At 43.8% G+C, this 13,993-nt stretch carries 1 protein-coding gene (only partly in view); it reads left to right on the top strand.

The window, feature by feature from the left end:
- Positions 1 to 13,993, top strand: partial view of a hypothetical protein gene (locus tag AC6IZ0_RS10210; RefSeq protein WP_497725973.1) — the 3' end only. 36,569 nt of this gene lie to the left of the window's left edge; the window shows 13,993 of its 50,562 coding nt (coding positions 36,570-50,562); the start codon falls outside the window, past its left edge; its stop codon occupies positions 13,991 to 13,993.

Raw genomic sequence — 13,993 nt, 5'->3', positions numbered from 1 at the left:
AACCATAGATCCCCGACTATTAGAACTGGGTGTTGATGAGGAATCCCTCAAATATCCCCTATCCTTCACCCTGTATAACTACCTGTACCCCGGTGCGGAATCCATAGATACTGGTTCAGCTATCAGAAGCTCAGAAGACTACAACATCACCGCTCGCAATATCACCATCAGCGCTGGGGGACAAATAGGTCAGATCGGGGATATGGTAGCCATAGATTTATCTAATGGCTTTAGAGCCTTGTCTACCCAAGACAAGAAAACCCTTTCCAATGCGGCGGTGAGTGATGTGGCGGGGGTCATCTATGCCACTTATAGATATATTGGTGGTGGTCTCAGTGATCTGAATCTCAGTGAGACAGATTTCAATGACACCAATGTATGGGAAAAAATCACCCCACACTTTATTACTGGCACAAATAAAGTCCTTGAGCAGAAGGTAAACATCACCACCGGTCAAAGAGTCTTAGCAGAATACAACCCCACAGAATACGGACTTTATGAATACTTGGGGGACAGTGGAGAAATTGACTTAAGCCAGCAAATCTACATAGATACGAGGGTATGGCGGAAAATCACCCCCGACTATGGCACAGATGCACCAAATGCTGTCAATCTAGAGAACGGGCAATTAGTAGCAGATAAGACCATTGTTGAATATGTAGGGTTACAATTAACCGATGACCTAGATTTAGATGTCCCTGATGCTTCACCCACCATTGACGCTGGGGGAGGGGTGGCGCTGCAATCTTCTGGCACATTGAAAATTAACCGCATCACCGCCGGGGGCGATGTGCGGCTACAATCTCCTGGAGATATCATTGATAACTACATCCCGGACACCAGCGCGGGTATTAGCACCACTGGTAATGTGCTGTTAGTGTCCCAAGGTAATATTCAAGGAAATACCCCTGAGAATCCCTTCCGGGTCAACTTGTTTGGGGACATCAAGATTAATAGAGGACTGAGTACGGAATCAGCCGGAGACACTTACATTCGCCACATTGGGGATAAATCCCTATTTATTAATCAGGTGAATGTGGGCGGTGATGTGAAAATTGAAGTACCAGCAGCCAATGTCTACCTGAATAACATCACTACACCCAATAACGTAGATTTACAGGTACGTGGTTACATCAGTGATGCTAATCCTGATGAAATGAATATTGAGGCTACATCTATTAATATTGAGTCGGAAGCCGGGTTTATTGGTGAATATGCCAACTACCTAGATATTGACTTGCTGAACAATGGGGTGATTAATGCGACATCCACAGGGACAGACCAAGGGGCGATTTACCTCAACTCTCCAGAACGAGATTTACGAATTGGTGTGATTAACACTAAATTTGATGTGGGTTTACGCACACCAGAAGGGATTGTAGATACCATAGATGGAGTAGTCACTGGTAGAAACGTCACCCTAGAATCGGGTAAGGATATTGGTAGTAGTGATAAGTTCTTCCACATTGACACCAATTCTGTAACTGATGGTGATTTGATAGTAGTTACTGATGGTAACGCCTACATCCGGGAAGTATCTGATGACTTAATCATTGAGCGGGTGAATGTCATCGGTGATGCAGATATTAGAGTGGGTACGGGTGACATGATAGTGGGAGAAGTCACCGCAGATACCCTATATCTGGAAACTAGTCACGGAATGTTTATCCCCGGTGCGGTGACTACCGAAAGTACTATGACATTGGTGGCTAATACTTCCCGCTTACCGAAATATGATGATTACCTGAGTGTAGCTCTGCCAGATGAGTTATATCTCAAAGATATTCAAGACAGAGAAGCAGATCCTTTCTCCCTGTTCTTAACGGGAACTCTGACCACTGGTGCAGATGACACCGACCTGAATTTAGAATTTACGGATGATGTGATTATCCGGGGTAATATCAATGTCAATGGCAATAATTCCCAGTTGAATCTGGCTTCTGATGGTTGGTTGTATATTGAAGGTTGGTTGAATGTCTCCGACACTATTAACATCAACGCCAAAGGCGATAATATTGATGGTTCCAGTGTCTACATCCACACTACAGCCAGGGTGAATAGTAATTTAGCTGGTAGTGCCATTAATATTGAAGGTACGAAGGATATAGATATCTTGGGGGCGGTAGTTGCTGGGGGTACAATTGGGGAAAATGGGGTTACCTTTACTGGTCCTGACTCTACTGTTACCATTACCGCGGGTGAGCAAATCTTCTTAGATACAGGGTTATTAGCTTCTAAATCCGCTATGCTCAATGGTGGGATAGCTGGGGATGATGATAACGGTGTGGGGTTAATCATTACCACTGCGGGTGGTGTCACTGCTGAGGGTTTAACCTCTGATGGTAGTGGGGCGTTAATTTCCATGAATAACCGAGGTAACATGGAAATGATGGGAACCTTAGTAGCTGGTGGTAAGCTCCTCCAAACCTTTGATACTCAAGGTAATCTGTTATCTCAAACTGTTAACTGGTCTGGGAACTCCGGTAAAATTGATATTACTTCCCAAGGTCAAGCCTTTATTGGTGGGAGAACGGTTAATCAGGGTGGGGAAGCTATAGAAACTGGTGGTTACTTGTTCGCCCATGATAATATCACTATTAATGGTGGTAGTAATGAATCTGGTATTGGTACATATATCCAAGCAGCTAGTGAGTTGGTAACCCATGCTCTGGATAGTGTGATTGAAATTAACGCTGCTGAGGATGTGGATATTCAAGGGTTATTATTACCCGGTGGTACGGTAGAAGTGGTACGGGATGCCACAGGTCAATACATGGGTCGATATGTGCATTATAATTTGAATGCAGACTCTAGTATTAAGGTGAATGCTGATAACCAAATCAGAATTGGGCAAACCTTAAAGGCTGGTAAGTTAATTGATTTAGTGGGTGGTAGTGATGAGTCTGGTAAGGGGATGGTCATCTATGGTTCTACTCAGATTGCTACGTGGGGAGAAGATAGTACCATTAACCTCAATGCTCCTGGTAGAGTTGATATACTAGCCCCAGCACACACCAATGAAATAGAGGCGAGTGGTTTCTATGAATTAGCTACAGGGGTGACTAGTCAAGATATTACCCTGAAATTACAGATTGATAAGCTAGGGTTTGTAATTGAGGCGTTAGTAACTCTACCCAAGTCTGAAACTAGTGATAATACTCAGGTGGGTAACCTGACAGAAGATTTAAATAACGCCATTAAAGCCGCGACCTGGACTGTGATTAGCACAGATGATAGTAATGTTCAGTCTGTGGGGAGTATTTATACAGGGATTGATAATAATGACCTAGAGGTGAAAGTGCGGGAGGGACGGTTGATGTTAACTAGTTCCTACGCGATTAAACTGGTCAAGGACGGTTCTATTAATCCTGAGTTATTAGGATTTACTAATCTGGTTACAGAGTTAACCTCTAGTCTGCCCTACAATATCAAAGCAGATCAAGTGGGTTCAGTGGTGAATATTGGCGCACCCGCAGGACCTAATGGTAAGTTGTATATTGCGGGTAAGGTGTTGGGTTATGAAAGAATTAACCTCTACAGTGGAACATCCCCCGATGGTGTTGATGCTGTCAGTGAGCAAAGTCCAACTGTTGATTTAGATAGTACCGGGTTACTGGAAACTGTGGATGGTGACATTAACCTAAATATTGCTGTCTATGGCGTGGTTAAAGGTAATGTTGTCGCTGGGGGAGTGGACAAAGATATTAAGATTACAGCGAATCAGGTTCTAGACCTCTATGGTAGTCTCACTGCTCAGGATGAGGTCAGGTTAACTGCGGGGGTAGAGGAGTCACCAGTACCAGGGGAAATGAGTATTCATACCTTTGGTACGAGTAAGATTAATGGTCGTGCTGTTAGTATTATTGGTGTGAATGATGTCTTGATTGATAGCACTATTGGTGATAGTAGTGTACCAATGCAGACTCTTGAAATTGGTTCTTTATCAGGAGGTTTCCGGTTAGGTCAAGATTCTGGCAGAATCATCACTAATGCTAATGTTAAGATGACAGCCACAGATATTAACATTGACAGTGTGCTGACTCATAGCCAAGGTGATGGTAATCCAGATACTCCAGAACTATGGATTGATGCGACAAATAATGTCACCTTAATGACTGATATCATCAGCCAAGGTTCTGTGAAGATTACAGCGGCTAATGAAATTAGGGCTTATAATGGTCAGGCTTTGGTGACGGGGGCGGGAGAAGGTTTGACCCTAGCTGGTGGTACGATTAACTTAGGTCGCACTATTACGGTTGATGGCAACTATCAACAGCAAGGTTTTGATTTAGCTGGTGTTGCTCATGTCAATATCAACGGTACGGGCGCTGTGAATATTGGTTCTGGGGTGCGGATTCTCAGCAGTGGTGATGACAGTAATATTAACGTGAGTGCTTCCCAAGTGAATGTGGTGGGTTCTCTACTCGCGGGGGCGCAATTACTGGATAATAACGTTACTTGGACTGGTAAGGGAGCCGACCTGAATATCAATGCTGATAACATTACCTTTGGTGGTGCGGGTGCTGATGGTAGTGCAGATATGGTCACCCGTGGTGGTTCGGCTCAGGTGACGGGAAGTGTTAATATTAGTGGTGCCCAGTTCTCCATGAATAGTCTGAGTAACATCAAGGGTGATGCTACTGGTGGATTTGGAGAAATAGGCAGTTTAGAGGATACTAGGGATAGTCAGATTAATATTACTGTTGATGAGATTACCATTGATGGTTTAATACAAACCTATGATGATGGTGCTGATATCAATGTTGATAGTACGGGGTTATTATTCATCAATGGGTATTTGAAAGCAGCTCACACCTTGAATGTAGATGGTGGTACGGGAACTGATGGTTATGGCTTGATGCTGACACCGTTAATTTATCGGGATGGTGAAGGTAGGTTAGTTAATAGTTCTGGTTTCTACATTAATGTTGCTGGTGAGTATGTTGATGCGGATGGGGTGAAATTGGCTGTGGATGCAGCACCGGTGTTGAGTGATGCTGCTCCTGAGAGTTTAAGTCGTGTGAGTGGGGGTACTTTAGAAACTGCGGCTCACGGTGCGATTAATATTAGTGCTGAGGGTGGTATAGTTCTGAGTGGACAGGTAGCACCAGTGAGCGGCGCACCGGATAATGCAACGGTGAACCCGGATAAAATCACGATTGTGAGTGAGGGGAATACAGGGGATATCTTCATTGATAATGCCATTGGGGCTAAGAGTCAGGTGATTATACAGGGTAGGAACCTGTATTTAGTGGATTATAGAGAAGATGAACCGAAGGATTCACAGTTACCGAATAATGCTCTGATTCAAACCTATGGTGGTGGGAATTTGAGTTTAAGTGACCCATCTATTCAAATTCATGGGACTGATGAGGTGGTAATTGCTAGGAGTAAGGCTCCTTTAACTAGGGCGTTGGTGGATTCTGTCGCTGATGTGGAAGTTAGGGGTAATAGTCTGTGGTTACAGGGCTATATCTTCAGTGGGAATGGTGAAGATATCAGCTTGAATGCAGTGGGTGATATCAATATTAGTGGTTTGGCTAAGGCTCATGGTAATCTAAATATCCGGGCGGGTATTGGTGCTGATTGGTCATTAGATACTCTCAGAGGTTCTATTACCAGGGAGCAACTGATTGGCGGTAATGTCATAGTTGATGGTGCGGGAACTTTAGAGGCGACTGTGGGGACTATTAATGTCCTGGCTGGTGGTACAGTGAGGGTAGATGCTGACTCTAGCTTGGGAGCGGGAACAAAGGCTGTATCGATTCCGGTGATTAGTCAACGGGCGATTACAGTACCGGTGGTAACGGGTACTAAGGTGGTGGCTGATGGTACGGTTGAGGTGGAGGTGGTGAATTGGGTTCCCACTATGGTGACGGAGCAGGTGGGTACTGACAGGGTGCGGGTGGGTAGTAAGTTCTACACTATGGATGTGACCTTAACTCAAGATAGTTACTGGAATCCGACGACGAATACGGAGCGGGAATACTTTGTTAATCAGGTGGATTATTCTGTAGATAATGTATCTTGGGGTAGTGCGGGTAGACCGACTGCGGATCATGTGTTTGAGAATTTGTCCCCTGACCAGCAGTTGGCGGTTTTGGGTTACTTGGGATATCATAAGCTGTATGATTTGAGCTACACCAATGCCAAGATTAATCAGGTGATTAATGGTAATCCGACTCAGATGGGTTGGAGTCCTGATTGGGCGAATAATACGAATAAGACGATTATTAATGTACCGGTGGCGGGTTGGAGTAATACGGCTGATCCCAGACAGAATAAGTATATTCGGGTTCCCCAGGGTTCTAATATTCAGGATGTGTTGCGGGTGGTGTCTCAGGGGACTGAGACCAGGTGGCAGGAATTAGTGGGTAGAAACCGTGATCATGCTGTGGTTAATTACGTCCAAGACCGTTCTCGCTATACAGGAGTAGGTGACTTTGACAATTCTCCCGGACGTTGGCAAGTTACTTATGACAGAAACGGTCAACGGGAATACACGATCTATAATGACAGTGTGAATGTAATTGAGCGTAACAATATATATCATTCCCGGACTCCTGACTGGCATTATACTTCAGGTTTGATCCAAAGTAACGATGTTACTCAACGTAATAGCTATGCAGTAGGTGACTACTTCCTGGAAAGTGCTTCTTTAACCAATCAATACCTGGAAAACATTCGTTATAATCAGCATGTGGGATTGGCACCGAATCCTAACTTTACTTTTGATTTTCGTGCTCTGATGAATTGGGCGGGAGGAGCATCAGACACTGATTATGACCTGAGTGTTTATGATAGCAAATATAACGAGACCATTTCTTATACAAATAGGAACGGCACAGAACTTCAATTAAAGGAAGATATTATAGGAACCGCCAACGGTCAAGAAAGAATCGAGGGCAGTAATATGACTGGTACTCGTACCTTGGGAGTGGTGGCTAAATTATTTAATGGATCGTCGGGGTCTGTAATGACACAAGTCACTATTGCCTACAAAAATAATGAAGGATACTTAACACTTAAAGACCCAAATAATAATTTACAGCAAATAGGTGTGGGTGAAAGTTACAGTTATAATTTTTCCGGCGCATCAGACAACCCTTACAATTTCTCTGAGCTAACTGGTTATCGTAATATTTACGAGGACTACGACGACTATGAGTATAACTGGACTTCGATTTGGCACGATATCCGTGACCAACGACACACCCTACAATATCAATGGGTGAGCAACCCCGAAGACATTTACGACAACCGCCCCCGGTACGAAACCAGGGAAATCCTCCTCCAGAGCGTCTCCACCCAAACCAACACCAGATACCGCACCGAAAACATCACCGAAGACCAAACCATCTGGGTAACAGAACGCACCACAGACCCCAACCAAAAAGCCTACGGGGAATTTGCCGGAGACACCATGACCGCAGGTAATGGTATTAATATAGATGCCACAGGCAACATCAACATCATCGGCAAATTAATCACCACTAACCCCAACAGCACCCTGAACATCAACAGTTTGGGAATTGTCAACATTGAAGGCAAACTACCAGATAATAATGATGGTGACACCTTAGCCGCACCCTCCCATCTGGAAGCCAACAGCATCAGCATCACCGCTGATACCATCAACATCAGGGATAATAGCCAATTACTAGCAGACACCGGCGCTGTTACCCTCACCAGCACAGCGGACATTCACTATGATGGCGTAACCACCACCCAAATCCAATTCAACGCTGGTCAAGATTTGCACATCCTGACCAGACTCAATGCTAACAGCATTACAGCCCTAGCTGCTCGTCACATCACGGGTAACAAATACACAGATATCCAAACCAGTGGTAACCTCACCCTCACAGCTAATACTGGTAATATCGACCTCCCCTCTAGTTGGATAGTCGCTGATGCGGTCACCCTTAATGCAACCCAGGGAACCATTAATAATTACTTAGTGAATGATAATGGCAACCTGGAACATGGTTTAATCACTGCCAACACCATCAACCTCAACGGTCAATCTGGCATTAATGCCAACCTCAAAGGCACTAATGTTAATATCATTAACACCAACCTTGGTAATATTGACCTGATTTTAGATGAAAAAGACAGTAACGGTATTAACAGCGTTGTCACTACAGCCGATGGCAACATTACCATTAACGCCCTGGGTGATATTAACTTACAAAATATCCAAGCCCTAGGAAATGGCAATGATATCACCATTATCAGTGATAAAGCAGTTACAGTTAACAAGGTAAAAGCTGATGATAAATTAAGGATCAAGACAGCAGGGGAATTAATCCTTAATTTAGCCGCGAATGGTGATTTATCCGCCGGTGGTGAAATTAACCTCAACAGTAACAGTATTAGTAATACCAACAATAGCACCCTCACCACAGGAACCTTAAACCTTACCTTTGGTGGTGGGGTGAATCTGAAGACAGCAGTCAACAAGCTGAGTATACAAACCGGTGCAATTGGTGATGTCAGTATTAATAATACCTCTGGGGACTTGATAGTTACTGCTGCTCAGATTGGGGATGGTGACTTTAACCTGACCACATCGGGAACCCTGACAGCACAACTGGTGACACTGGTTAATAATGCTGTAGCGCGCACCTTTAACCTGACCTCTGGTGGTAACATGACCATTGGGGAAATTAACCTAGGTCATTACGGTGATTATGATGCTGATGGTAATTTGGTCAGCTACACCCAAATTAACCTGACAGCCAATGGTGATATACTTGCCCTCAATCCCGATGATGACGAACCAGAATTAATTGCTCTCAAAGCCAACCTCACCGCTACTGGTAATATAGGGTCAACAGTCAACAGTCAACTATTAGAAGTTGACTTAGGAGAACTCACCGCCACCGCTGATGGTAATATTAAAATCAAGGGTGTTACTAAACGTGCATTGAATATGCCTGTGATGACTTCTACCACAGGTAATATTGAGGTTGTCAATCAAGGTAGTTTGGTGACATCGGCTCAATTAACTGTTCCCAACACGGGAACCATTGATTTAAGAAGTGTCACAGGTGATGTGGTAATTAATGTCCTCAATAGTGATCTGATTCTGAACGCTGATACCTTAATTCTGGATGCTAACCAAACCTTAGATATAGACTCAGAGATCACCCTAGATGCTAATCAAGTTACCCTGGGTAGAGGTAAGTCTGGTGTTGTCGAAGGTGGAATAATACTACCAAAGACCACGACAGGTGAAATTGTGTTCGCGGTGGGTTCTGATAACATCGTTCTGTCTCCCGAATCCTTGGCGAATTTGACGACTCAGACACCAGGTACTGAAAAAGTTCTCAACCTGGTAGCTAGAGGTAATCTGCAAACTACAGGACAGTACGCAGGTTACTATAAGTATAAAGATACGATAAGTGACAAGGAGTATTATTTAGATAAGGCTCTAGATGAAGCTGAGATCAGTGACATCAAGGTTTATGATGCTCAACTGCAACTATTGACGGATGAAGACAAGGCTGGATTAAATCTAGTACCTATTTTAAATACGGTTTCTTACCATGAAAGGGAAAGTCAAACAGGTAGATATGTCTACTATAATGACACGAATAATAATGGTGTCTTAGACTCGGCTGAAGGTATTTACTACAAAGATAATCCCAATAGCACTACAGTTTACAGTCGTCAAGATGGCTCGGGTAAATATGCTTATGTGGTCTTAGAGGACACAGGTTCTGGTATTCCTGAGAATAAAACCATATATGTTAACGAGGCTGACCGGACTAAAGTTGCCGAGAACCCCCATTATAAACGTGTAGAATTGTACATGACTGCGGTTAGTGACACCAGTGGTTTAAACCTCAAGGCTAAAATGCGCTCAGAGTTAGCAGGGGGAATTAAGTTAGCCGAAGCTGCGGGTGAGTTAGAAACTAATCGCACTGGTTTTGATGTAGCAGCAGATAAATTGATTCTCAAATCTCAAAGGGACTTGGGTAATATCAACTTAATGGAAATGCTGAACACAGCAGATGATGTGGAAATTAGTGTTGGTGGTGACCTAGTATTGGATGCAGCGCCCACTACAAGTAATTTAACAGTCAGTTCCATGGGTTACTATGATGCCAATGGTAATTTGGTGGGTGGTAGTGTGAGAACCACTAATGGTGCTGCGCTGACTTCTGAAAATATCACCCTGAATGCGTTGAAGGATATTGATGTAACAATTAGTAGTGAAAATGCAACTTTAAATGCAGGGGTTGCTAATGGTGGTAGGATTGATGTCAGTGCTGCCAATTCCAACTTGACTAATGTCACAGCTAAGGGTGATACAATCTCTTTGACTGCAAAGAGTCTCAGCACCGGTTCAACTGGCATGATTACGGCCGACTCTTTATCTGTGAATACCACTGGTGATATTGGTAGCAATGGGAATGTAGTGCAAACTGCGGTGAGTCAACTGAATCTAAGTAACACTGTTGGTAATGCTTATATTCGTAATCAGGGCGAAATGAGGGCAAATAGCATTAACCTTAATGGCTCACTCAACCTGGAAAATGATGGATCTTTAACTATGGGTGCTGTGAATACCACTGGTAGTGTTAACATCACTGCTCGTAGTCCCGTTACGCAAACAGCTGATATCATCTCCAGTGGAGATATCAGTATAGTCGCCACGGAATCTGCCGGAAATGATGATTACATAATTATCCGTCAGGGTGTCACTCTCAGGACTACAGGTGGCAATATTACCTTGCAAGCTGGTGACGATGTTACCCTGGAGAATAATTCCACTTTAAATGCTTCGGGCAATATTGTTATAGAAGCAGATTTAGGTACTACTGATGTGGGTACTGGGGTTACTGTCAGTTTAAATGGCAGTATTACAGGCAGTAGTTTAACTATTACCACTGGAGATGATGACGATACCCTGAATTTGAATGGTACTATCAATGCCAGTAATAGTGTGAACATTTCCACCGGTGATGGTGTCAATAACCTGAGTTTGACTAGTATCACTGCTAATAGTTTAGCTATTACCACCGGAGATGATGACGATACCCTGAATTTGAATGGTAGTATCAATGCCACTAGTAGTGTGAACATCAACACCGGTGATGGTGTCGATAACCTGACTTTAAATGGTACTATTACTGGGACTAGTAATATAACCATGACGACAGATGACACCAGCACGACTGGTGATGGTGGTGATACCCTGACTGTGACTGGTAGTATTACAGGCAATAGTCTAGCTATTACCACTGGAGATGGTGCAGATCAGGTGAGTTTGAGTAGTATCACTGCTAATAGTCTCACGATTAGCACTGGTGATGGTGGTGATACTCTGAGTGTGAGTGGTAGTATTACAGGCAATAATAGTACCGTAACCATCAATACTGGAGATGGTGTCAATAACCTGAGTTTGAGTAGTATCACTGCTAATAGTTTAGCTATTACCACCGGAGATGGTGACGATACCCTGAATTTGAATGGTAGTATCAATGCCACTAGTAGTGTGAACATCAACACCGGTGATGGTGTCGATAACCTGACTTTGAATGCTAGCATCACAGGCAGTAGTAATATAACCATGACGACAGATGACACCAGCACGACTGGTGATGGTGGCGATACCCTGACTGTGACTGGTAGTATTACAGCCAATAGTCTAGCTATTACCACTGGAGATGGTGCAGATCAGGTGAGTTTGAGTAGTATCACTGCTAATACTCTCACCATTAGCACTGGTGATGGTGGTGATACTCTGAGTGTGAGTGGTAGTATTACAGGCAATAATAGTACCGTAAACATCAATACTGGAGATGGTGTCAATAACCTGAGTTTGAGTAGTATCACTGCTAATAGTTTAGCTATTACCACCGGAGATGGTGACGATACCCTGAATTTGAATGGTACTATCAATGCCACTAGTAGTGTGAACATCAACACCGGTGATGGTGTCGATAACCTGACTTTGAATGCTAGCATCACAGGCAGTAGTAATATAACCATGACGACAGATGACACCAGCACGACTGGTGATGGTGGCGATACCCTGACTGTGACTGGTAGTATTACAGGCAATAGTCTAGCTATTACCACTGGAGATGGTGCAGATCAGGTGAGTTTGAGTAGTATCACTGCCAATAGTCTAGCTATTACCACTGGAAATGACGCTGATACAATTAATCTGAATCAAGCGGCTCAAGTCACCACGATCAATACCGATGGTGGTGATGATGTGATTAATTTTGGTAATAGCAATAATACTCCCGATGATTTCACTGCTGCTGTCACTGTGAATGGTGGTGATGGGACAAACACTTTAAATATCAATAATCAAGGGGATACTGTTGGGCGAACTGTAAATATTACTCCAAGCATCATTACTGGGTTAGGGGCTGGAATTGCCTATAACAGTCTGCAAAATATTAATCTGCATCTGGGTTCTGGTAATGACAACATCTTAGCAGGTGAAAGTGTGACGGCTTCTGTGTTCGTCAATGCTGGAGGGGGTACGGATACATTTGGTCAAGATTTCTCACTACGCACTGATGACTTGAATCTAACTATTGATCTGCAAAACGCTCCACCTAACACGATTGATTACGAGAATGTGGAAATAATCGGCTTGGTTTTGGGTTCTGGTAACGATACTGTGACACTAGTCAATCCTAGTATCAGTCTTGCATCCACCTTCTCAATCATAGGGAATGAAGGGAGCGATCGCCTTAACCTTGACTTCTCCTCTTATACCCTAGGCTTTACAGACTCGGTAACAGTTAATAATACTCACATAGTAGGCTTGGCGTTAAATAACCTGCAATACATAGGTATGGAAGCCCTGGCTATCATACTTGGTTCCGGTGCCGATAGAATCAACCTCACTAACAACTTCAGCGGCGCTTTGGAACTAGACGCCCGTGGTGGTGATAACACCATCAGCACAGGAGATGGGAACCATACCATCAAGGCGGGAGATGGCAACAACAGAATTATCACAAAACACGGCAATAATCAGATTACCCTAGGTGACGGTCGGAACACCATCACCACAGGTAACGGCGATATGGAGATTATCTCTGGCAGTGGAAACAATAGCATCAGCACTGGGAATGGAGATAGCCAGATTACCACCGGTGATGGTAATAACAGCATCAGCACCAGGAATGGAAATCAAACTATCACCACTGGTCGCGGTAATAACCGCATCATTACCGCCAATGGTAATCAGATAATTGCGGCTGGTAATGGTGATAATACCATCACCCTAGGAACTGGTAACAGCAAGATTACAACCGGTGATGGTCGGAATAGTATTACTACAGGGGATCAAGATTCCGAGATTATCTCCGGCAGTGGAAATAACACTATCAGAACCGGTAACGGCAATAATCGCATTACCACCGGTGATGGTAATAACAGCATCAGCACCAGGAATGGAAATCAAACTATCACCACTGGTCGTGGTCATAACCGCATCACTACCGCCAATGGTAATCAGACAGTTAATGCTGGTAATGGTGATAATACCATCATCGTAGGAACTGGTAACAGCAAGATTACCGCTGGTGATGGTCGCAATACTATTACTACAGGCGATCAAGATTCCGAGATTATCTCCGGTAGGGGAAATAACACTATCAGAACCGGTAACGGTAATAATCGCATTACCACTGGTGATGGTAATAATCAGATCACGACTAGAAATGGAAATCAAACTATCACCACTGGTAATGGTCATAACCGCATCACCACAGCCAATGGACATCAAGTTATTGCCACTGGTAGCGGTAATGACAGCATCACCACAGGCATTGGTAATAGTCAGATTACAAGTAGTGGAGGTAATAACACTATCACCACCCGTAATGGGAATCAAGTTATTACCACCGGTGCTGGCAATGACCGCATTAACACAGGTAATGGCGATGATACCATTAACGCTGGTGCAGGTAATAACACCATCAGGACTGGCAGGGGTAATAAGAGGATAATTTAG

The sequence above is a fragment of the Anabaenopsis sp. NIES-4685 genome (assembly GCF_059725405.1).
The sequence above is the reverse complement of the archived record's forward strand: the minus strand, read 5'-3'. Positions and strand labels throughout refer to the sequence as shown.